Raw genomic sequence first — 23,351 nt, 5'->3', positions numbered from 1 at the left:
GGTTAATATCCTATTTTTTCACGAACTCTCTCTAAAACACTTTTAGCAACTGCTTTTGCCTTATCAGCACCCACAGCTAAAGCCTCATCAATTTCATGACGATTTTCCATATAGTGATTATACTTAGCACGTACATCAGCAAACTTTTCAACAATTAACTCATACAACGCTTGTTTTGCATGTCCATAACCATAATTACCACCTTCATAATTAGCTCGCATTTCATTAATTTGCTCTTCAGATCCTAATAATTTATAAATAGCAAAAACATTATCAGTATCCGGATCTTTAGGCTCCTCTAAAGGAGTACTATCCGTTTGAATACCCATTATTTGTTTACGTAACTTTTTATCTGGTAAAAAAATATTGATAATATTATTCCTAGATTTACTCATTTTTTCTCCATCAGTACCAGGAATCAACTGTGTGTTTTCACTAATTTCTGCCCTTGGCGGTACTAATGTATCTCCAACAATGTTATTAAATCTATTAGCCACATCACGTGTCATTTCTAAATGCTGTAACTGATCTTTACCTACAGGAATAATTTCTGCATCATATAATAAAATATCAGCAGCCATTAGCATAGGATACGTAAACAAACCACTATTTACATCGGCTAACCTATCAGCTTTATCTTTAAAACTATGAGCTAATGTTAAACGCTGATATGGAAAATAACAGCTTAAGTACCAAGACAATTCAGTTACTTCAGGAATATCACTTTGACGGTAAAATACAGTTTTGTTAATATCAATTCCACAAGCAAGCCAAGTTGCAGCAGTACTATAAGTATTTTCACGTAATTGCTCTCCTTCTTTAATTTGAGTTAAAGAGTGCATATCGGCAATAAACAAAAATGATTCATTTTCAGGATTATTTGCCATCTCTATTGCTGGCATAATAGCTCCTAATAAATTACCTAAATGTGGAGTTCCTGTACTTTGTACTCCTGTTAAAATTCTTGACATCTGTAGTTTTGTAAATAATTATGATTGTTTGATAAGCCACCAAAGCTTAACTAATATGAGCAAAAATAAGGTTAAAATTTATCAAACAAAAGAAATTACTACATTAGCAACCATGAAGTATTTTAAATTACCTTTCTTACTAGTTTGGAGAATTTGGTTTTACATTTTAATGTTTAGTACAATAATTATAATGCTGCCATTTTTATTAGTGTTAACTTCTGATGAAAAATACTACCCTACTTTTTGGAAAATGGTCAGAGCTTGGTCTTTTCTTTTAATTTATGGTATGGGCTTTCGCCTAAAAATAAAGAAAGAACAAAAGATAGAAAAAAACAAAAGCTATATGTTTATAGCTAATCATGCATCATTATTAGACCCATGGGTTATGATCGCTTTAAGCAAAAATCCAATTGTTTTTGTAGGAAAAAAAGAACTTGTTAAAATACCTGTTTTTGGTTTCTTTTATAGAAAAGTAGTTATCATGGTTGATAGAGGCTCAGAAAAAAGTAGAAAAAGAGTTTATGAAATGGCTAAAAAAAGACTTAAAAACGGAACTAGTGTTGGTATTTTTCCCGAAGGTTTAGTACCCGAAGAAGATATAATATTAGCACCTTTTAAAAACGGTGCTTTTAGCTTAGCAATTGAACATCAAATACCTATAGTTCCTCAAGTTTACTATGACTGTAAACGTTTTTTCTCTTGGAATATTTTTAAAGGAAGACCCGGTACTTTTAGAGTTAAACAATGTAACTTCATTGAAACAAAAGGATTAAAAATTGAAGAAAGAAAAAAGCTAAAACAAAAAGTATTTACTCTGACTTATAATGAATTAAAAAATGATAAGTTATATATGAAAGACACTAACAAATTAAATAATGAGTGAAAAATTAAATTACCGTTATAGTAAAAAAGAAGAGTGGTTAAATATAGCTACTCATGGTTTAGGATTATTATTAAGCATAATAGCATTTCCTATTTTAATTACTAAATCATTAAATTATACTAATTTTTGGGAATTAATAAGTTTCATCATTTATGGAGTTAGTTTAATCGTTTTATATAGCGCTTCTACCTTTTACCATGCTGCCAAAGATCCTAAAAAGAGAAGAAGGTTAAATATTTTTGATCATGCTGCCATATATATACTAATAGCAGGAAGTTATTCTCCTTTTTGCTTAATTACTCTTCCAAAAGAATTAGGTTGGTATATGTTTGGTTTTGTTTGGCTATTTGCTCTTACTGGAGTTATTTTAAAACTTTTTTTCACTGGTAAATATGATAAATTATCTACTGCACTATATTTATTAATGGGCTGGCAAGTAATTTTTTTCATAAAACCTCTGGCTGCAAGCTTACCAGAAAATGGATTACTCTTTTTAATTTTAGGTGGTGCTTTTTATACAATAGGTGCCATACTGTATTCTATAAAAAAAATAAAATACAATCACGCAATATTTCATGTTTTCGTTCTTTTTGGTAGCATCAGTCATTTTGTAACAATATTTTATTATATTTAAGAACTTTCTTTTCATAAACACCTTATTAGACAAGTTGATTTGTTTAGTTTTTAACGACTAAACAAATAATTAATTAACTATACATCAATTTCTTCCCCCATTCAGAAATTGATATAAGAAGGGCATTATGATGAAAATTATTTTAATTGATGATGAAAAAGATGCATTAGAAGCATTGGAGTGGAAAATTAAAAAATGTATAGTAAATGACGATTTAAATATTGTAAAATGTAGTTCTCCTATTATTGGCGTAAACCTAGTTAAAGAATTAAACCCTGATTTAGTTTTTTTAGATATTCATATGCCAGAAATGGATGGTTTTACTTTCCTTGAAAAATTTCCTGAAAGAAACTTTAGAGTTGTATTTACAACTGCTCATGATGAATATGGCATTAAGGCAGTAAAGGCAAATGCAATTGACTATCTTCTAAAACCTATAGACATTGATGAATTACAACTTACTTTTATTAAAGTTAGTAAACAATTGCATGAAAAAGCGAATGGGAACAACCTCATCAATAGAATTAATGTTTCTGCTGACAGAAAAGTGTATTTAATAGCTAAAGAAAATGTTATCTATTTAAAATCCGATAAAAGCTACACAACAATTTTTCTAAATACAGGAAAAAAAATTATCGTAACAAAAACATTAAAAGAAGTACAAAAAAAGTTCGACTACCCTGACTTTTACAGAGTTCATAATTCTTATGTAATAAATCTTAATTATGTAACAGAGTATAACAAAGGGGGAAATGAAATAACTTTAAGTAATGGAGTAGTTGTTAGTGTTAGCAGAAGAAAAAAAAATCTTTTAATCGATAAGTTGAGGCTAGACAAATAATGCTGTTAGATATTTCTTCTACATTTTATCAATGGATACGAGGTGGCTTAATTGTTCTTTTTGTATATCATATAATATTCTATGCACAAAACAAGGATAAAATCCATAAGTTTTATAGTGGATATCTCTTTTGCTTAACAGTTTATCTTTTAAGAGATATTTTTGAACATGAATCTGTTCAATACTGCTACCAATACATAAGTTTTTCAATTCAATACATAGGCTATGTCTTTTTTATTTATTTCTGTAGAGAGTTAACAAAAAGCAAAAAAAGATTTCCTAAACTAGATTATGGGGCTTTATTACTATCCAGAACACTTATACTGTTTTCTATCGTACTAATTATAATTGAATTTTTCTACGGATATGAAGCTCAAAAAATGGCAGTTGCTTATTCGTTACCCATAGCCACGCTATTTGCATTTTATGTGTTTTATTTACTATCAAAAATTAAAACAGCTCAAGTTTTATACTTACTCTTAGGTTCTATTTTGTTTTTAGTCTTTGCTAATATTAGTTCTTTAAAGATGATAAAAGGTGATCAGTACTTAATAAATCTCCCTGTTCATAGAATGTTCTATTATTTTGTTGGAGCAATTATTCAAAGCACATTTTTTGCTATTTTAATAGGAACACATTTTAGAAAAATCTTAGAAAAGAAAAGAGAAGTTGAAATAAATCTTCTTAAACAAAGTAATCAAATATCTCAATTAAAAATAATTGCATTAAAAAACCAAATGAACCCTCATTTTTTATTCAACTCTTTAAACTCAATAAACAACTTTGTTATTCAAAATAAAATAGATGAAGCCTCAAATTTTATAACCAAGTTTTCTTTTTTAATAAGAAAAGTTCTTGATGTTACAAACGAAAACGCTATAAGCCTAACTAAAGAACTTGAGATTCTATCAATATATGTGAAACTAGAACAAATGAGATTAAAAAAAGGATTTGAATTTAATGTTTTAATTAATAAAAATATAGATAGCTCAAAGCTAAAAGTAGTTCCTTTATTCTTACAACCTTTTATTGAAAACGCCATTTGGCATGGCTTACAATTAGAAGAGAAAGAAAAAAAAATATCACTTGAAATAACAGCTGTAAAAAACCATATAAAAGTATTAATTACTGATAATGGCATAGGAATTAAGAAAAGTAAGAGCATAAAAAACAAACAGATGCACATTAAAGAATCTTACGGAATAAACATTGTGAAAGAAAGAATGGAATTAATGTATGGAAACAAAATTCAAATTCAAATTAAAGATCTTTTAGATGAAGGAAAAAACGGAACTAAAGTTAGCTTAACTTTTCCTAAAACTGACTTATAAAACCAATCAATTTACCAGTTATTGTTAAATACACATGTTTTATTTACGTTTTTCTTCCAGTTGTTTAATAACGCAAAATAACACTATATACTTTTGTAAATTAGAAGTATGAAAAGAAAGGGATTGTGAATTTTTAAGGGGGGCTCACAATTTATTCATGAAAAGACCAAGTTATCTTGGTCTTTTTTTGTTAAAAAAATAAATTAAACGTAATATTAAAGTTAATTTATTACTAATTGATAATTTATTACCTATTTTGGTTAGTATTGTATTAATTTAAAATATTTCATAAGTGTAATTTTGAGTAATCAATTAAACAACAACACATTATGAAACAAAAAACTATTTTTTTACCCTTCTTATGCTTATTATTTTTTTACACAACAAAGCTATCTGCACAAGATTGTAAGGTAACCCGAGAAAATCAAAAAGTATTCTTAAAATACCCAAAATCTAAAATAGAATACGACAACTTTAACGTTTTAACTCAAAAAATGGTTAAAGAAAAAAAACACCACAAACACAACAGAGCTGGCGAAACATATACCATACCAGTAGTTGTTCATGTATATGGAGCTGTACAAAATGGAAAAACAGTGACCTATGATAAGGTTAAAGTAGCATTAGATAAACTAAATGACGACTTTAATGGATTAAACGATGACTTTAATTCAATTGACCCAATTTTTAACGGAAGAAAATCAACTTTAAGTATTCGTTTTGCATTAGCTAAAATAGACCCTAATGGAGGTAGTACTAACGGGGTTGTTTTTCATACAGAAAAATCTGGATACGGAAACGGAGGAGGATATGATGAGCAAATAGCCGCTGACGCATGGGACAACTATAAATATATGAATGTATATATAATGGGCGACCTTTACGCTGATGGTAAAACAACTAACTCTGGAGTTGCATGGTATCCTAATACAACAATGTCAGACAACAACACAGCTAGAGTTGTTTACAATGGCCAATATATTCATGGAAATACTAATAAAGAATTTGCTTCGGTTTTTACTCATGAATTTGGGCATTGGTTAAACTTAATTCACACATTTGAAGGTGGATGTAATGACCCTAATGGAGATTATGTAAGTGATACTCCTAAAGAAGATGAACAATCAGGTGATGATGGCTGTGTAGTTGGTGCAAGTGATTGTGGAAATTTAATAAACTACGAAAACTATATGGGATATGACGCTGCTGCTGGATGCGGAAAAATGTATACTCAAGGACAAGTAAATAGAATGCTTGCAGCATTAGAACACCCAGCTAGAAAACCTTTATGGCAGCCTGCAAATTTAACAGCAACTGGAGTAAATTTAAACGGAAACACTTTAGTTGTAGATACAGCAACTGTTGAAGAAGCTTTAGCAAATAATGGTTCAATAGCGAATGAATCAAGAACTATTACACTACAAGGAGGTACTTTTACTCAAAGTTCTGGAAACTTAAACTTAGGAACTCATTTTGACACAAACTTACCTCAAGGGATCTCAGCGCAAATAACAGTTACCAATAACAATACTCTAAGTGTTAGTTTTACTGGGCAGGCTTCATCACATTCAGTAGCCAACAATACTAGCGGAGCAATTACATTTAAAAATGCTGCTATTTCAGGTGGAACCTCATCTTTAAATTCCGACAAAGTAACATTTAATTTTTCTTTCTACGACCCATATAAAGTTGTGTACACAGACAATCAAGACTACACTGCAAACTCAGGTAAAACATGGACATTTTTTAGAATTGAAGGAGCTTCTAATAATAGATTTGGGACCTTTTTTGAAAACAATTCACTTAAACTAGAAACCTATCAAAAAGCTTTAGTTTGCCAATCTGGAACTAGAAATGTAACTCCTATTCAGTCAAACGCAGTAATTGACCAACAAAGCTCATGGGTAGATGGAGGTGCTTATCCTGACTTGCATGTTATTAGAGACGCAAACCATACTACCTGGGACAATCAAACTGCTTATATAGGTTTTCAATTAGAACTTTATCCTGGAAAAACTAATTATGGCTGGTTCAGAGTTAGAGTTAACAACAACGGAACCTCTTATAGTTTGTTAGATTATGCATATAGTACAGAACCTTTTGGCGCTATTAAAGCTGGAAGCAAGGTGTGGGATGGAACCACTGGAGCAACTTGTTCAGACGGTATTCAAAATGGAGACGAAACCGGCATAGATTGTGGTGGTTCATGTGAACCTTGTGCAGTTGTAATAAACTATTGTAACTCTAATGGTAAAAGTGTAAATGATGAATTTATCAGTAAAGTTGAATTAAATACAATTAATAATAGTTCATCAGGGTCAAATAACGGATATGAAGATTATACTGGAAGTATATCAACCTCTCTATCCAAAGAAGGTAACTATTCAATTACCATAACTCCAAGCTGGAGAAGTACAGTATACTCAGAGGGGTATAGTGTTTGGATAGATTACAATCAAAATGGTGATTTTACTGATAGTGGCGAACAAGTTTGGAGTAAAGCTGCTTCAAAAGACACTTCAGTTACAGGTCAATTCACAATACCTACATCTGCTAAACTAGGAAACACAAGAATGAGAGTTTCTATGAAATACAATGGTACTCCAACATCATGTGAATCTTTTAGTTATGGTGAAGTTGAAGATTATAAAATAATTATTAATGGTGATGTAGCTCCAAGTTGTAGTGATGGAATCCAAAATGGTGATGAAACTGGTATTGATTGTGGAGGTAGTTGTGCACCTTGTAGCACAAATAACGATATTGTATATGTTGATATTCCAGATTTAACTGTCAATTCAAGTAATACATGGAAATTTTTCAGAATAGAAACTGGAGATGATACTGGATATGGAGCATGGTACAGTAGTAATTCAGTTAGACTTGTTACTTACAATAAAGACATTGTTTGCGAAGGGAATACCAAAAACGTATCTCTTTTAGCAGAAGGTGTAACCGTTGGCTCTTCTAGTAATTTTGTAGCAGAATCTAATAGTTACGTGGTAAGCTCTAATGATTATTCGACTTCTAATGGAAAAACTGGATTTATAGGTTTTACATTTAAAATAAATGGAAACACTCATTATGGATGGTTTCATATAAATGTAGCTAATGATGGAAAATCATATTCAATAACAGATTATGCATATAACAAAACTGCTAATGGAAATATCACTACAGAAACAAGAGGTAGTGTTGGGCCAAACTACAATGAAAACAGTTTTGATTCTAGCATAACATCTGTCGTACCAAACCCATTTAAAACAGAAGCTAAAATTAACATATCAAACTTCAAAAATCAAGGTGAAATAAAATTAGAGGTTTATGATTTACTAGGAAGATTTATTTACGGGAAAGCAATTCCATCATCTTCTAATTCAATTATTATTGATGATACTGTAATTAAAGATAAAGGAATGTATTTATTAAAGATTTTTTCTAATAAACATTCAAAAACGATAAGTGTAATAAAAGAATAACGGGGATAGTTTCTTTTTATTTCAAAACCTGCTTGGCATTCAAGCAGGTTTTTTACCACTTATTAAAAGGTAATTTACTTATATTAGAATTATAGTACTTAACTATTCCTGTTACTTCTTTACCCAGCCAATTAGGCTTTTTAAAGTTTTCATCTTCACTTTTTAACTCAATTTCAGCAACAATAAGTCCTAAATTATCACCTAAAAACTCATCTATCTCATAAGTATGCGCATCTATATCAACTAAAAATCGATACTTTTCAATAATTCCTTCTTCACACAAACTCAATAAGTTTTCAGCTTCACTTTTAGTTATTTCTTTCTCCCATTCAAAACGAGTAGTGCCACTTTTATTTGAAGGTCCTTTTATTGTTAAAAACCCAAGATCATCTTTTATCCTAACTCTAACCACCCGGTGTTTATCAGAATTTAAAAATCCTTGTTTTATATAATTCTTCTTACGTGCTATAAATTTATAATCATCAGAAGCAACCAAAAACTTACGCTCTATTTCTAAAACCATAAAAATTGAAATCAAATTTGTACGAATGTACCTTTTTTTATCGTTAATAATAAATATCTTTGAGTTCTATTATGAAGAAAATAACACTGTTTTTTCTATTATTTATAAGCGTTAAGCTAATTTCTCAAACTGATTACAGTAATCAATGGGAGGATTTATTTTCATACACTAATGTAAAAGATTTTATAAAATCTGGAATATTAATTTATGCAGTAACTGACAATGCTGTATTTGTATATAATACTCAAACGAAAGAAATTAATAAAATATCTTCAGTTCAAGGATTATCAGGAGGAACTACCTCTACAATATATTATAATGAAACCTTTAAAAGATTAGTAGTAGGTTATGAAGATGGTTTACTACAAATAATTGACGAAAAAGGGAAAATCACAACATCTCCAGAAATAACAAATTTTAATCAAACAGGAGAAAAACGAATAAATCACATATACGAATACAACAACAAACTATACCTCTCTACTTCATTTGCTATTGTTGTATACGATATTGAAAACTTAGAATTTGGAGACACTTACTTTATTGGAGCTGGGTCATCTGATGAAAAAATAAATCAAATAGCCGTTTTTGACAATAGAATTTACGCTGCCACTTCAAGTGGAATTTACATTGCTAATGCCAATAACCCTAATTTAATTGACTTTAACAATTGGACATTAAGATTTCCTGGCAATTATACCAATATTACTGTATTTAACAACCAGCTATTGGCATCTAGAAATAATGAATTGATATTAGTACAAGGACCAACTATTTCTACCCTGAGAACTTTTAGTGAAGAAATTCAAGGTTTAAAAAGCTCAACAAGTAGTTTATCAGTAGCTCTAAAAACAAGTGCAGTAATTTTAGACAAAAGATTAACTCAAATTACACAAGTAAACCAAACTAGTAGTTTCAGTTTTAATTTACATGAAGCGTTAGAAGAAAATAATGATATTTATTTGGCAACTAATAAATATGGAATTTTAAAAACAACTACTACCTCGACAACTACCCTAGAAGAAATACATCCTAATGGACCATTATTAAATGATATTTTTTCAATTGAAGCCCACAACAACAATTTATGGGTTGTATATGGAGGGTATGATGCTGCCTATACTCCATTACAAAAAAGAAATGGTTTTTCTCATTTTAATGGTAAAGACTGGCTAAATACGCCTTTCAACCCTAGTTTTCCTTTAGGTGATTTAACATCTATAAGCATTGACAAAACAAAAGATAACTCAGTATTTATTAGCTCTTATGGTGATATATCAGGAACTCAAATAAACACTCCTTTAACTGGAGGTTTGCTACATGTTGAGGATGACAATATAAAAACTTTCTTCAATCAACTAAATAGCCCTTTAGAAGACATAGAAAAAAGTTTACCAAATAGAGTTACCATAAGAATTGGTGGAACAGCATTTGACAATCAAGGAAATTTATGGGTTACTAACCTAGGAGCTTCAAAAAGATTAAAAAAACTATCCCAAACTGGGCAATGGACTAATTTTGATATTCAATCTATAGTTACCCTAAATAATAAGTTAGGAATGAATGAAGTTGTTATTGATAAAACCAATACCGTTTGGATAGGTACGCGTAGAAATGGTGTTTATACTTTTAATGAAACTGGAGATAGAAAAAAAGCGCTAACTACTGAAGCTACTAAAGGAAGTTTACCAAATTTAAATGTACGTACAGTTGCTGTAGATAGAAATAACAGAATTTGGCTAGGAACTTTAACAGGCTTAGTTGTATTCACAAATGCTTCTGGAATTTTTGATAGCACTATAAATGATGCAGCTCCAATCATTATTTTAGATGAAGGTATTCCTAAAAAATTACTAGGTGATCAAACCATTAATTCTATTAAAGTTGATGGAGCAGATAATAAATGGTTTGGAACTGAAGCTGGAGGTGTTTTATACACAAACCCTAGTGGACAAAAAACTTTAGCCAAATTTAATAAAGACAACTCTCCTTTACCTTCAAATAAAATTATAAAAATTAGTGTAGATAACACTACAGGGAAAGTATATTTTGCTACAAACAAAGGTATGGTTGCTTATAACAGTAAGGTATCTCCTTTTGGTGAAGAATTAGGAGAAGTATATGCCTATCCTAATCCTGTATTAAAAAACCATGACATCGTAACCATTGATGGCCGTAACGGATCTCATTTACCTAAAGGTACTAATGTAAAAATCTTAGATGTTGCTGGAAATTTAGTATATGAAACAAATGTGGTAGAAGGACAACAATTAAAAGGAGGTAAAGTAACCTGGAATAAACGAAATTTAGCTGGAGTTAGAGTAGCCTCTGGAGTATATATTGTATTACTATCTACAGATGATAATTCAGAAACGTCTTCTACAAAAATTGCAATTATAAACTAATGTCAGTTATATCCACAAGAGCAATAGTTTTCAATACTATTAAATATGGAGATACCAGTTTAATTGTTAAATGTTTTACCCTTGAAGAAGGAGTCAAATCTTATATGATTAAAGGGGTTCTAAAATCTAAAAAAGGAAAATTAAAAACTGCCTATTTCCAGCCATTAACCCAATTACAAATAGTAGCCAATCACAATAATAAAAACACCCTCAACTCAATTAAAGAAGCACAAGTTGTGTTTCCATATAATACTATACATACTTCTATCATAAAACAATCTATCATTTTATTCTTATCAGAAGTATTATCAAATATCGTACAAGAAGAAGAAAAAAACGACGCTTTATATACCTATATAGAAACTGCTATAATTTGGCTTGATACACATACTGATGTAGCTAATTTCCATTTACTTTTTTTACTTAACTTATCTAAATTTTTAGGATTTTACCCAGAAACATCTCAATCTAATAAAGAGGCCTTTAGCTTAACTGAAGGTAGTTTTACAGATAGTACTTATGAAAAATTAACACTTACTGGCAAAGAATTAACACTCTTTAAAAAACTATTAGGCATAAATTTTGATGCAATTAATAGTATATCTTTCAATAAAAACGAAAGACAAGCTATCCTTCGAATTATAATTCAATATTTTGAACTACATTTGGAAGGATTTAGAAAACCAAAATCATTAGATATTTTAGAAACTGTGTTTAGTTGATCATGAAGCAAGTAATAGTAGTACTTTTCTTAATAATAATCACCCCAATATTTTCACAAACATTAACCGTTATTGATGCCGAAACTGGTAAACCAATCGACGCTGTTGCTGTTTTTAATAAAGAAAAAACTAAATCGTCAATTAGTAATGAAGACGGTGTTCTAAATATTTCAAATTTTTCAAAAAATGAAATACTTGTTTTTTCACACGTAGCCTATGCTGAATACCAGGTAAAAAAAGCTACTTTAAAATTAAACAACTATCAAGTATATCTATCTAAAGAATCTGAACAGTTAGATGAAGTTGTTTTATCCGTTTTTAAAAACAGTGAAAAAACAAATAGAATTGCTGAGCAAATAGCAGTTATAACCTCTAAAGATATAGCTAAAGTTTCTCCTCAAACATCAGCTGATTTATTAGCCAATGTTCCTGGTATAAAAGTGCAAAAATCTCAATTCGGTGGTGGTAGCCCAGTATTAAGAGGAATGGAGAGTAATCGTGTATTATTAGTTGTAGATGGAGTACGAATGAATAATGCAATTTATAGAAAAGGACATTTACAAAACGCTATTACTGTTTCTCCTAATTTATTAGACAGAACCGAAGTTGTTTTTGGACCTTCATCAGTAATTTACGGTTCTGATGCCTTAGGTGGAGTTATTCATTACTATACCAAAACACCTAAACTATCAGACAAAAACCAAATTAAAAACTCTTTGTTTTCACGTTACAGCACAGTAAATCACGAAACAACGAATACTATATCTACTGAATTACAATTCAAAAATTGGGCATCTTTTACTAGTGTTTCACATAGTAATTTTGATGATTTGACCATGGGGCAAAATCGTTCTCACGGATTTGAAGACTGGGGGAAAGTTCCATTTTATTCTGATAACTTAAATGGAAATTACAATGAGAATCCAATTGCAAACACTAATCAAAACTTACAAAAAAATACAGGATATAATCAAACAGATATCCTTCAAAAATTTTATGTTCCGTTATCAAAAAAAACTGATTTAAAATTAAACTTACAATATTCTACCTCATCTGATGTACCTCGCTTTGATAAGTTAATGGAATTAAAATCTGGAAACTTAAAATTTGCTGAATGGTATTATGGACCTCAACAACGTTTATTAATTTCTCCTCAACTAGAGATTAACCCAAATAAAAAATGGCTTAACAAAGGAGTTTTTACTCTTGCTTATCAAAATATAAAAGAAAGTAGAATCCAACGAAAATTTGGAAGTCTTGACAGATCTTATAGAGAAGAAACTGTAAATGTTTATAGTTTTAATGGAGACTTTACTGTTCCTTTGGCAAAACAACGCAATTTAGGATATGGGTTTGAAGTTGCCTATAACGATGTTGGATCTAACTCTTATGGTAAAACTTTAAATATAGTAAATGGAGAAATTAATGGCTTCAACGGTGATTTTGGTGTACAATCTCGCTACGCTGATGGAGGAAGTAGCTATTTAAGTTCAGCTTTATATATTGATTACCGACAAGATGTTACAAGTAAATCTACCTTAAACACAGGAATTCGTTTAACAAACACTAATTTAACTGCAAAATGGGTAGACGAACAATTTATCAAATTACCTAATAATGATATTAGTGTAAATAATACAGCTTTAACTGCTACCATAGGTTATGTATATAAACCTAGCAAAACATGGCAATTAAACACTGTAATATCTTCTGGTTTTCGTTCACCAAACATTGATGATGTAGGAAAAGTAAGAGAAAAAAGCGGAAAAATAACTGTTCCTAATATTAACTTGAAACCTGAACACGCTTATAATGCAGAAATTGGTGTTCAAAAGTATTTTAACAATCGTAAATTTAGAATAGGGGCAAATGTGTATTATACCTTATTACGTAACTATATATACAGAGAGGCTTTCCAACTAAATGGAAAATCAACAATTCAGTTTGATGGAGAAGACGGTGATATTGTAGCCAATGTAAATAAAGGCAATGCTTATATAACTGGATTTACTGTAAGCTATCAGGGAAAACTTCACAACAACTGGAAAACTTCTGGATTTATAACGTATACAAAAGGAGAAAGCTACGACTTAAACGAGCCTATGTCTTCAATACCTCCTCTTTTTGGTAATTTCGAAATAAACTACACCAATAAGAAGTTTGAAGGTGGTGCTAACTTACGATTCAATGCTAAAAAAGACATTAAAGATTATAACATTAATGAAGGTATTGATAACCATAATCAAACACCTATAATAAATGCAAGCGCTCAAGAAGATATTGATAAATATTATGGTACACCAAGCTGGATGACTATTGGCTTATATGGTAAATACACATTAAATTCAATTGCATCTATACAAGCAAGCATTAGCAACTTGTTTGATGAACATTATAAAGAATTCGCATCTGGTGTTTCTTCTCCTGGAAGAAACCTTTCAATAGCATTACAATTAAACTTATAAATTAAAAATGATAAACATATTTAAAATAGTTAGTTTTTTAGAAGGAATATCTTACATATTATTACTAGGACTAGGAATGTATTATAAATATTTTTTAGACGACCCAACGTATGTTAAAATGTTTGGTATGCCACATGGAGTATTGTTTATAGCATATATAATTTTAGCTATATTATTGAAGTACAAATTAAAATGGAGCGGAGTAACTTTTGGTATTGTTTGCTTACTTTCTTTACTTCCTTTTGGAACTTTTTTTGTTGGTAAATATTTGAAAAACTAATTATCCTCCACTTACTGGAGGAATAATAGCTACCACATCATTCTCTTTTAAAACAAGAGAATCATTTGCGTATTCTTCATTAACAGCTATTGCATAAGAACTTACACTAGCGATTTTAGGAAACTGCTTTAATATTATTTTTTTAAAGCTTTCAATAGAAATTTCGTTAGGAATTTCTATCTCTATAGAAGAACTGCCCAATAAATCTCTAGCTATACCAAAACTAAGTAATTGAATTTTCATAAAACAAAAATACAAAATATCAATAGCGGAGTATTTTTATAACTCGTATTTTTTCAAAATGCTTAACTCATTTTTAAAAAAGCAACCATTTTATCAGGAAAATCGGTAAAAGCACCATCAATATTTGCTTCATAAAACAATAATTGCATCATTTCTTCAAAAGAAGAGAATTCACTTAATTGATCGGCTCTAAAAGTATAAGGATGTACTTTTAACCCAAACTCATGTGCATCATTAACCAATGATGTAAATTTCCATTTTTCATTTTCTTTTACATCTAAGATCTGTTTATACCATGGCCCAATTCCATCTGCATACTTTGCATAAGAATATAGTTTTTCTACCTCCTCATCATTTTCTATAAGTTGTACTAAAAACAAATTAGACTGCAAGTCTATTCTAATACGCTCAAGTTCTCTAGCGTCAAAACATTGAAGAATGCACTTATCTTCCTTAGTTTTATACCCATAGTCAAAAAGAATATCTATAACTATTTTAGCTATATCTTTTTGATTTTCATAGTGAAATTCAGGGTTTTTAATTTCAGGATAAATCCCAATACTATTTCCTGTACTGTAATTCAACCCTTGAATTAATTCTATTTCTTGTTGAAAAGAATGAAGTTTAAAATTACTTTTCCCTTTTGGAAAACGTTTCGGGTAAAACTGCTTTCCACTTTTTGGATTAAAACGTTCTGTTACTTTTAAACATTGAAGCTCATCAAAAGTAAAATCAACAACATAATATCTGCCATCTTCCCGTTTTCTATTTGAATAAACAGAGGCTACATTAGTAACATCGTCTAAATAAATATCATGAATTACAATTGGAACATCATCTTTACTAAGTACTAAATCTTGCTCAATAAAATCAGGCTTCATAGCATAAGCCATAGCCTTAGCTTCCATGGTATGCTCTGGCAAATACCCTGAGGCTCCTCTATGCGCAATAACAAGTTTTGAATTCACTATTATAATTTATTAAAATTGCTGTGAAAAGATAAAAAGGAATACTGAAAAGTAAAACCTTTTTCATAATAAAATTCATAAAAGTTAGCTTCCTTTTTTTAGGTCTACTATTCATAAAAATCAGTAAATTTGTAGGTACAAAAACTAACAAAACAAGCTGTAATTTTACTATAGCTTTATTAAATTCATACATCATGATGAAAACTATTCATTCTTATTGGGCATATATTGTATTAGCAGTATTAATTTATACAGTAGTAAACGCTATTATAGGAATAATCCAGAAAAAAGAATTTACACACAAAGAATTCCGTTTAGGTTTATTCACATTAATAACAACTCATATCCAATTAATTATAGGATTAGGCTGGTATTTTATGTCACCTTGGTTTAAAGCATTAAAATCTAACGGAGGAGAAGTTATGAAAGATTCTGGAGCAAGATTATTAGCAATTGAACATCCACTTACTATGATTATCGCTATTGTTTTAATTACAATGGGATGGTCAAAACATAAGAAACGCGTTAAAAGTGAAGCTAAATTTAAAAGCTTTGCTATCTTTTATGGTATCGCACTTTTACTTATATTATCAAGAATTCCATGGAGTAATTGGTTTTAAAACAAATAAATAGTCCCGCTTTCGCGGGATTTTTTATTTTTGCACTTTATAAAAATAAAACAATGAAATTTTTAAGCTACATACTATCATCTATTTTTGGGCTAGTATTCTTTTCTTTATTATTAATATTTCATCCTTTACAATGGTTAGGGCTTAAACTTTTTGGTCAAAACGGTCACCAAAAAGTAGTTGATATTATGAATTGGTTTTTAATAAAATCACTTTTATTACTAGGAATCAGAACTAAAGTTGAAAACAAACATGAACTACCTGAAAACACAAGTTTAATTTTTGTAGCGAATCATCAAAGTACTTTTGACATACCTCCAATTATATGGCATTTTAGAAAGCATTGGCCTAAATTTGTTGCAAAAAAAGAACTTGGAAAAGGAATACCAAGTATCTCTTTTAACTTAAAGCATGGAGGTGCGGCATTGATTGACAGAAAAGACGGAAAACAGGCTATTGTAGAATTAGCTAAATTTGCAAAACAAATAAATAAAAACAAATGGTCGGCAGTAATATTTCCAGAAGGTACAAGAAGTAAAACCGGGAAACCAAAAAGCTTTGCGCCTAACGGGCTAAAAATGCTTACTAAATACAACAAAGAGTCGTACGTTGTACCTTTAACAATTAACAACTCGTGGAAGGTTTTTAAATATGGGAAATTCCCTTTAGGAATTGGAAGTCCTATTAAAATAACCACTCACAAACCAATAAAAGTAAGTAGCCTTCCGTTTGATGAATTATTAGAAAGTGTAGAAACGACTATTAAAGCATCAATTCAATAAGAACAAACAACAATAAAATAAATATAATGTCAATACAAAACATACGAAAAGAAGTAATGCAAACGCTGGAAAAAAACATTGACAGTTTTGTAGACAAATTTTTAGTACCTATAGAAAAGATTTGGCAGCCAACCGATTTTTTACCTAATTCACAAAAAGATACTTTTATTGATGAGGTTAAAGAAATTCAAGAGATTTCAAAAGAATTAGATGATGATTTTTGGGTTGTATTAGTAGGAGATACTATTACAGAAGAAGCTTTACCTACTTATGAATCTTGGTTACTTGATTTAGATGGTATAACGCAACAACCTGACAATGGATGGGCTAAATGGATACGTGCATGGACAGCTGAAGAAAATCGCCATGGAGATGTACTTAATAAATACCTATATTTATCAGGACGTGTAAATATGCGTGAAGTTGAAATCACGACACAGCACCTAATTTCTGACGGATTTGATATTGGTACAGCTACTGATCCTTATAAAAACTTTGTGTATACAAGTTTTCAAGAATTAGCTACCTACATTTCTCATTTAAATGTAGCTAAAATAGCTAAGAAAAAAGGCCATAAAGCTTTAGCTAAAATGTCAAAAATTATTGCTGGTGATGAAATGCGTCATCACTTAGCCTATTCTGAATTTGTAAAAGAAATTTTCAAAATAGACCCTAGTGAAATGATGTTAGCATTTCAACAAATGATGAAACATAAAATAGTAATGCCTGCCATGCATTTACGTGAATCATTTGGTACAAAAGGTAGTTTATTTGATGATTTCTCAACAGTAGCTCAACGTGTAGGAGTATACACAGGTTTTGACTATGTTGATATTTTAAAGAAGTTAAACACTACGTGGGAAATTGATAAAATAACCAACCTAACTCCTGAAGCAGAAAAAGCAAGAGATTATTTAATGAAGTTACCAGACAGAATGTATAGAATCACGGAACGTATTGTAGTGCCAGATACTAAATTCAATTTTAAATGGATGATTCCATCATAAAAACAAAAAGGTCAGAATTTCTTCTGACCTTTTTTATGTTTTCTTTTGACCTTATCACCTTCTTACTATTATTACTTACAATTAAGTTATAAAACCACACTTTAATTTCTAACTACTTACTCATATCCGCTACTAGTTATAAAAACTAGCAGTAGCATTACTCAAACATTCTAGCACCATCAGATTTTTTTCTGAAAAATTAATCTATAAGATAGTTTTATAGCAAAAAAGTCATAACAATAAAGTAATATGTTATGACTTTTTATTTTATTGACTTTATCATATACTCGTAACCAATTATAAAACAGAATAAACGAATATAAAACGTATACTTCTTATTATAAAACATGTTTTTCCTTATACAGAAACCATATTGTTTTCTTCCAATACTCCAACCTCTAACATACATGCTTTCATCATTTTATAAGTACGCTCAATATCGTTATCTAACCCAATAGAAAAACGAATTAAACCATCAGTCAATCCCATTTCTTCTTGTTCTTCTTCCGGTATTTCTGATGATGTTGATGTTCCTGGAGCAGAAAACAATGTTTTATAAAAACCTAAACTCACTGCTAAATATCCTAAATTACGCTCTTGCATTAATTCCATTAAAGCATTTGCTTTTTCTAATGATCCTGCATCAATAGTTAACATTCCACCAAAACCATACTCTTCATTCATCATTGACTTAAAAACCTCATGAGAAGGATGAGATTTTAATCCTGGATAAACAGTTTTTACTCCATCAGCTTCAAATCTACCAGCTAAAAAACTAGCATTTTTACTATGCTGTTTCATACGAATATGTAACGTCCTCATATTTTTTAAAATAGAAGCAGAGCGCAAAGAGTCCATTGAAGCTCCTAATAACATACTTGCTCCATCTATTACACTTTTTTGCGAGTTTACAAAATCAGAAGTACCACAAACAACACCACCCATAGTATCTGAAGAACCATTAATAAATTTTGTTAAACTATGAATTACTACATCAGCCCCTAATTGAACAGGTGAAATAGACAATGGTGAAAAAGTATTATCCACCACCAATTTTAAATTATATTTTTTAGCTAATGCTGACAGTGCTTTAAGGTCAGCCACCTCCAATAATGGGTTACTTACTGTTTCACAATAAATCACCTTGGTTTTATCATTTATAGATGCTTCAACAACATCTAACTTAGTGATATCAACAAAAGATGTTGAAATATTCATTCGAGGGGTGAAATTCTTTAAAAAAGCATACGTACCTCCATAAATAGTTCTACTAGATACTACATGATCACCAGCGCCACAAATCTGTAATATTGTCGCCGTAATTGCTCCCATTCCTGAACCTGCTACATTTGCAGTTTCTGTTCCCTCCATAGCTGCTAAAGCCTCTCCTAAATATAAATTTGAAGGTGAAGTATGTCGTGAATATAAATAACATCCATCGGTATTACCTTCAAAAGTATCAAACATTGTTTTTGCTTCTAAAAAAGTATACGTAGAAGAATCAGAAATAGAAGGGTTCACGCCTCCGAATTCTCCAAAATATTGTAGGTCTTGTATATTATTTGCTGGTTTAAAATTCATGTATAATTGTATTTAGTTGTTTTATTACCAAGCTAAATACCAGTTTTTTTGATAAAAAATCAATACTTTAGTAGTTATATAGATTTTTTTTCTGTTTTAATGTTTATTTTTAAATACCAGATTAAAAAAACACCTCTTTTAATATTAAAATTTAGATTTTTTTTCAGATGAAATTAGATATTATTGACAAAAAACTTTTAGCCCTACTACAAAAAGACAGCAAACAAACTAACAAAAGCTTATCATTACAACTTGGGCTATCAGTTACTGCTGTTTATGAACGAATAAAAAAACTTGAACGAGAAGACGTTATTACACAGTATGTAGCTATTGTTGACAAAAATAAAATAGACAAATCTTTATTAGTATTTTGTCATATAAAACTTGAAAAACACACTAAAGAATATATTGCCGAATTCGAAAAAGAAATCAATAAATTACAAGAAGTAACAGAATGCTTTCATTTAAGTGGAGAGTATGACTACCTTTTAAAAATTTACATTAAAAACATGGACTCTTACAGAGAATTTATGGTAAACAAAGTAACTGGCTTAAAACACATAGGGAGTACTCATAGTGTTTTTACAATAGGAGAAGTTAAAAACACCATTGCTATTGCTTTATAATTTTTAAAAAGGAAGCTTTATTACCTTTTTCTTTTTTGGCTTTTTTAAATATAAATATTTTTTATCATAATCTATAAAAGCCTTTCCACTTTCTAAAATATCAGCTCCTATAATACCATGCACCTCTTCAGCATCATGCTGAGTTAAAGCTGCGTTTACATGTGACAAATCAAAAAGTACTAGATCACACTTTTTAGTTTTCCAATCACCAATTTTAAGTAAATTATTTTCTGATTTTTGAGTCTCCATATCAGTAGCACCCGCACCGGCTGCTTTAATTTCACTTTCTTCAGAAATCAATTTAAAAAAACTAATTAAATCAAGTCCAACACATGAGTTTGACGCACCAGTATCTAAAATAAAACGCCCTTTAACTCCATTAATCGAAGCCTTTAACTCCAAATGATTCGTAACCATCTTCTTAAGCTTTATTTTAATATATTTCTTTTTCTTTAATACTTTTTTCAAACTTGCCATTTCTTGTACTTTTGCCTACGAATACAAAAATACGTCATTACAAGTAAATGTAATAATCTCATTTAAAATATTGATTTTTTCATGCTACTTGAGTACAACTAAAGAAAACAACTACAATGATTACTGATACTCACACCCATTTATATTCTGATCAATTTGATGAAGATAGAGACGAAATGATATTACGAGCAAAAGAAGCAGGAGTTTCTCGTTTTTTCATCCCAGCAATTGATAGCACTTACACTGAAAGAATGCTTGATTTAGAAAAAAAATATTCTGAAGATGTTTTTTTAATGATGGGATTACATCCTACATCTGTTAAAGAAAACTACAAAGACGAATTAGCACATGTAAAAGAATGGATTGACACTCGAGATTTTTGTGCAATTGGTGAAATAGGTATTGATTTATATTGGGACAAAACATTTTTAAAAGAGCAACAAAAGTCTTTTAAAACACAAATACAATGGGCTAAAGAAAAAAAACTTCCTATTGTAATACACTGTAGAGAAGCTTTCGATGAAATTTTCGAAGTATTAGAAAGCGAGAAAGGAGAAGGATTATTTGGAATTTTTCATTGCTTTACAGGAAATCTAGAGCAAGCAAAAAAAGCTATTTCTTACAATATGAAATTAGGTATTGGAGGAGTTGCTACTTTTAAAAATGGAAAAATTGATAAGTTTTTAAATCAAATAGACATAAAACATATAGTATTAGAAACTGATTCTCCATACTTAGCCCCAACTCCATATAGAGGTAAAAGAAATGAAAGTTCATTCATAACACAGGTAATTGATAAATTAGTTGATATTTACGGACTAACTTTCAACGAAATTTCCGAAATTACAACTCAGAATTCTAAAGATATTTTTAGCATTTAATTTATTCTTTTATGAAGAAAACATTCCTTTTTTATTTCTTTTCACTAACCATACTATTAAGTTTTGGGCAACAAAAACAATTTAGTTTACAAGATTTTCACACTTATAATATTGCTTTAGATAATAAAGTAAATGCTATATTTAAATCTCTAACCGATTCTGAAAGAGTCGTTCAAATGATTGTAACATCAGCAGGAGAACTTGGCAACTCTAACAAGGTTGTTAAAAAGCTAGTAAAACAAAATAAAGTTGGTGGTGTTATTTACCTAAAAGGAACGAAAAAGAATCATAAAAAATTAATCTCTGAACTAAATCAAATAGCTATTAAAAATAAGCAACTCCCTCTTTTACATAGTATGGATGCTGAACCTGGCTTATTGAAAGGTAGAATTAAAGGATCACAAAAACTTCCAAATGCTATCAAAATTAAAAACCCAAAACAATGTGATAGTGTTGTAAAAATTATTAACAAAGAATTACTTAATATTGGAGTTCGTCAAAATTTTGCTCCTGTTGTAGATATTAGCCCTAACAACGAAGCAATAAAAAGTAGAAGTTTTGGAAACGATAAAAATAAAGTTATTCAATTGAGTAAAACTTTTATTGAAACCTCACAAAAAGAACAAATAATTGCCACTGCTAAACATTTTCCAGGGCATGGATTAGTGAAAGGAGACACTCACAAACAATCAGTTTATATTGATGGAGAATTAAAAGAATTAGACATATACAAACCACTTATAAACGCTGGTGTTTTATCAATAATGGTAGCTCACATTACAGTAAAAAACAATACCAAATACACAACGAATGGTTTACCCGCTAGTTGCTCTAGGAATATTGTTACTGATTTACTGAAAAAGGAATTAAACTTTAAAGGCTTGATTGTAACCGATGCCATGAATATAATGAAAGCGGTAACCATTATAAAAGATGCTCCTTTACAAGCTGCTAAAGCTGGATGTGATATGATTTTAATGCCCATTAATGAAACTTCAACCAGAAATCAGATATTAAAAGAAATGCAAATTAATAAAGATTTCAAACAACAAGTATATCAATCTATAAAAAAGATTATTCGATTAAAAGTTTGTCTTGGCTTACTTTAAACAAGTGACTATTTTGAATTTAGAAACAATACATTATAAAACTCCTATAGGAATTGCAGAAATTATTGGAAATGAAGATGGCATACAGTCAGTTTCTGTAATAAACGACGACTTATTAACTTCACTAATTGCTTTTAGCTCTAATACATCGAAAACTCTACAAAATTGTGCTATTCAATTAGATGAATTTTTTAAAGGAGAACGCACTAAATTTGACTTAAAACTAAACCCACAAGGAACAATATTTCAACAAAAAGTTTGGAAAGAGTTATTAGAAATTCCTTTTGGAAAAACTAGATCTTACCTACAACAAACAAAACAAATTGGAGATGTAAAAGCTATTAGAGCGGTAGCTTCAGCAAATGGGAAAAACCCCATTTGGATTATTATTCCCTGCCATAGAGTTATAGGTTCTGACGGTTCTTTAACAGGATATGCTGGTGGTGTATGGCGAAAAAAATGGTTATTAGAACACGAAAGTGGTTGCAAGCAACAAACTCTTTTTTAAAACTAC

General features: G+C 30.0%; 22 protein-coding genes. 16 read left to right on the top strand and 6 right to left on the bottom strand.

Translation table 11 applies throughout. The features are described 5' to 3' along the window. Positions 1-2 precede the first annotated feature (2 nt). Complete coding sequence (gene trpS / locus DS884_RS08535) at positions 3-971, bottom strand: tryptophan--tRNA ligase (RefSeq protein WP_113786460.1); 969 nt, start codon at positions 969-971, stop codon at positions 3-5. Positions 972-1,026: 55 nt separating this feature from the next. On the opposite strand from trpS, the gene DS884_RS08530 reads away from it, so the two are divergent. The 5 genes from DS884_RS08530 to DS884_RS08510 all read left to right on the top strand — a co-directional run bounded on the left by DS884_RS08530 (position 1,027) and on the right by DS884_RS08510 (position 8,139). Next, complete coding sequence (locus DS884_RS08530) at positions 1,027-1,854, top strand: lysophospholipid acyltransferase family protein (RefSeq protein WP_233487132.1); 828 nt, start codon at positions 1,027-1,029, stop codon at positions 1,852-1,854. Next, positions 1,847-2,488, top strand: a complete 642-nt coding sequence (gene trhA, locus DS884_RS08525; RefSeq protein WP_113786459.1) for a PAQR family membrane homeostasis protein TrhA — start codon at positions 1,847-1,849, stop codon at positions 2,486-2,488. Before DS884_RS08530 ends, trhA begins: the two co-directional genes overlap by 8 nt. A gap of 127 nt (positions 2,489-2,615) precedes the next feature. Continuing rightward, positions 2,616-3,329: a LytR/AlgR family response regulator transcription factor gene (locus DS884_RS08520; protein ID WP_113786458.1), complete on the top strand. Its 714-nt coding sequence runs from the start codon at positions 2,616-2,618 to the stop codon at positions 3,327-3,329. Next, positions 3,329-4,660, top strand: coding sequence for a sensor histidine kinase (locus DS884_RS08515; protein WP_113786457.1), 1,332 nt, complete (start codon positions 3,329-3,331; stop codon positions 4,658-4,660). The genes DS884_RS08520 and DS884_RS08515 overlap by 1 nt, the downstream gene beginning before the upstream one ends. A gap of 329 nt (positions 4,661-4,989) precedes the next feature. After that, positions 4,990-8,139: a M43 family zinc metalloprotease gene (locus tag DS884_RS08510; RefSeq protein WP_113786456.1), complete on the top strand. Its 3,150-nt coding sequence runs from the start codon at positions 4,990-4,992 to the stop codon at positions 8,137-8,139. 52 nt (positions 8,140-8,191) lie between these two features. Here the strand turns inward: DS884_RS08510 and DS884_RS08505 are convergent, their stop codons facing one another. After that, the gene (locus tag DS884_RS08505) at positions 8,192-8,662 is read right to left on the bottom strand and encodes a CYTH domain-containing protein (protein ID WP_093869295.1); all 471 of its coding nucleotides are present in this window, start codon (positions 8,660-8,662) and stop codon (positions 8,192-8,194) included. A 71-nt stretch (positions 8,663-8,733) separates the two neighbouring features. Between DS884_RS08505 and DS884_RS08500 the strand changes: the two genes are divergently transcribed. The 4 genes from DS884_RS08500 to DS884_RS08485 are packed head-to-tail and all read left to right on the top strand — an operon-like array spanning position 8,734 to position 14,534. Further along, entirely contained in the window at positions 8,734-11,067 is a 2,334-nt protein-coding gene (locus DS884_RS08500) for a two-component regulator propeller domain-containing protein (RefSeq protein ID WP_113786455.1), read from the top strand. Further along, positions 11,067-11,789: a DNA repair protein RecO gene (gene recO, locus DS884_RS08495; protein ID WP_113786454.1), complete on the top strand. Its 723-nt coding sequence runs from the start codon at positions 11,067-11,069 to the stop codon at positions 11,787-11,789. Before DS884_RS08500 ends, recO begins: the two co-directional genes overlap by 1 nt. A gap of 2 nt (positions 11,790-11,791) precedes the next feature. Further along, positions 11,792-14,254 carry a TonB-dependent receptor domain-containing protein gene (locus DS884_RS08490; protein WP_113786453.1) on the top strand — a complete coding sequence of 821 codons (2,463 nt, stop codon included), beginning with the start codon at positions 11,792-11,794 and terminating at the stop codon, positions 14,252-14,254. A 7-nt stretch (positions 14,255-14,261) separates the two neighbouring features. Continuing rightward, a complete protein-coding gene (locus DS884_RS08485; protein ID WP_093869299.1) occupies positions 14,262-14,534 on the top strand; it encodes a DUF3817 domain-containing protein in 273 nt (90 codons plus the stop codon). On the opposite strand, the gene DS884_RS08480 is transcribed toward DS884_RS08485, so the two are convergent. Continuing rightward, the gene (locus DS884_RS08480) at positions 14,535-14,777 is read right to left on the bottom strand and encodes a MoaD/ThiS family protein (RefSeq protein ID WP_113786452.1); all 243 of its coding nucleotides are present in this window, start codon (positions 14,775-14,777) and stop codon (positions 14,535-14,537) included. A gap of 62 nt (positions 14,778-14,839) precedes the next feature. Then, a complete protein-coding gene (gene glpQ / locus DS884_RS08475) occupies positions 14,840-15,745 on the bottom strand; it encodes a glycerophosphodiester phosphodiesterase (RefSeq protein ID WP_233487131.1) in 906 nt (301 codons plus the stop codon). Between the two features lie 197 nt (positions 15,746-15,942). On the opposite strand from glpQ, the gene DS884_RS08465 reads away from it, so the two are divergent. The 3 genes from DS884_RS08465 (at position 15,943) to DS884_RS08455 (ending at position 18,163) form a co-directional block, all read left to right on the top strand. Further along, positions 15,943-16,365, top strand: a complete 423-nt coding sequence (locus DS884_RS08465; protein WP_093871952.1) for a hypothetical protein — start codon at positions 15,943-15,945, stop codon at positions 16,363-16,365. Positions 16,366-16,427: 62 nt separating this feature from the next. Further along, complete coding sequence (locus tag DS884_RS08460; protein ID WP_093871953.1) at positions 16,428-17,156, top strand: lysophospholipid acyltransferase family protein; 729 nt, start codon at positions 16,428-16,430, stop codon at positions 17,154-17,156. A gap of 26 nt (positions 17,157-17,182) precedes the next feature. Then, the gene (locus DS884_RS08455) at positions 17,183-18,163 is read left to right on the top strand and encodes an acyl-ACP desaturase (RefSeq protein ID WP_093869307.1); all 981 of its coding nucleotides are present in this window, start codon (positions 17,183-17,185) and stop codon (positions 18,161-18,163) included. 357 nt (positions 18,164-18,520) lie between these two features. Here DS884_RS08455 and DS884_RS08450 read toward each other — a convergent pair whose 3' ends face one another. Continuing rightward, positions 18,521-19,744: an aminotransferase class I/II-fold pyridoxal phosphate-dependent enzyme gene (locus tag DS884_RS08450; RefSeq protein ID WP_113786449.1), complete on the bottom strand. Its 1,224-nt coding sequence runs from the start codon at positions 19,742-19,744 to the stop codon at positions 18,521-18,523. Between the two features lie 167 nt (positions 19,745-19,911). Here DS884_RS08450 and DS884_RS08445 point away from each other — a divergent pair, with 167 nt between their 5' ends. Then, positions 19,912-20,370, top strand: coding sequence for an Lrp/AsnC family transcriptional regulator (locus DS884_RS08445; RefSeq protein WP_093869309.1), 459 nt, complete (start codon positions 19,912-19,914; stop codon positions 20,368-20,370). Between the two features lie 3 nt (positions 20,371-20,373). On the opposite strand, the gene DS884_RS08440 is transcribed toward DS884_RS08445, so the two are convergent. Continuing rightward, positions 20,374-20,847 (bottom strand): retropepsin-like aspartic protease, encoded by a 474-nt coding sequence (locus tag DS884_RS08440; protein WP_093869310.1) that lies wholly within the window; start codon positions 20,845-20,847, stop codon positions 20,374-20,376. A 116-nt stretch (positions 20,848-20,963) separates the two neighbouring features. Here DS884_RS08440 and DS884_RS08435 point away from each other — a divergent pair, with 116 nt between their 5' ends. Genes DS884_RS08435 through DS884_RS08425 form a run of 3 tightly spaced genes read left to right on the top strand, consistent with a single transcriptional unit; the run spans position 20,964 to position 23,345 of the window. Then, positions 20,964-21,728, top strand: a complete 765-nt coding sequence (locus DS884_RS08435; RefSeq protein ID WP_113786448.1) for a TatD family hydrolase — start codon at positions 20,964-20,966, stop codon at positions 21,726-21,728. An 11-nt stretch (positions 21,729-21,739) separates the two neighbouring features. Continuing rightward, a complete protein-coding gene (locus DS884_RS08430; protein ID WP_093869312.1) occupies positions 21,740-22,837 on the top strand; it encodes a glycoside hydrolase family 3 N-terminal domain-containing protein in 1,098 nt (365 codons plus the stop codon). A gap of 13 nt (positions 22,838-22,850) precedes the next feature. Continuing rightward, positions 22,851-23,345, top strand: a complete 495-nt coding sequence (locus DS884_RS08425) for a methylated-DNA--[protein]-cysteine S-methyltransferase (RefSeq protein WP_113786538.1) — start codon at positions 22,851-22,853, stop codon at positions 23,343-23,345. The last annotated feature ends 6 nt before the right edge of the window (positions 23,346-23,351 follow it).

This window comes from Tenacibaculum sp. E3R01, assembly GCF_003318185.1.
Taxonomy (GTDB): Bacteria; Bacteroidota; Bacteroidia; order Flavobacteriales; family Flavobacteriaceae; genus Polaribacter; species Polaribacter halocynthiae.
This window is presented reverse-complemented; position numbering and strand designations above follow the sequence as displayed.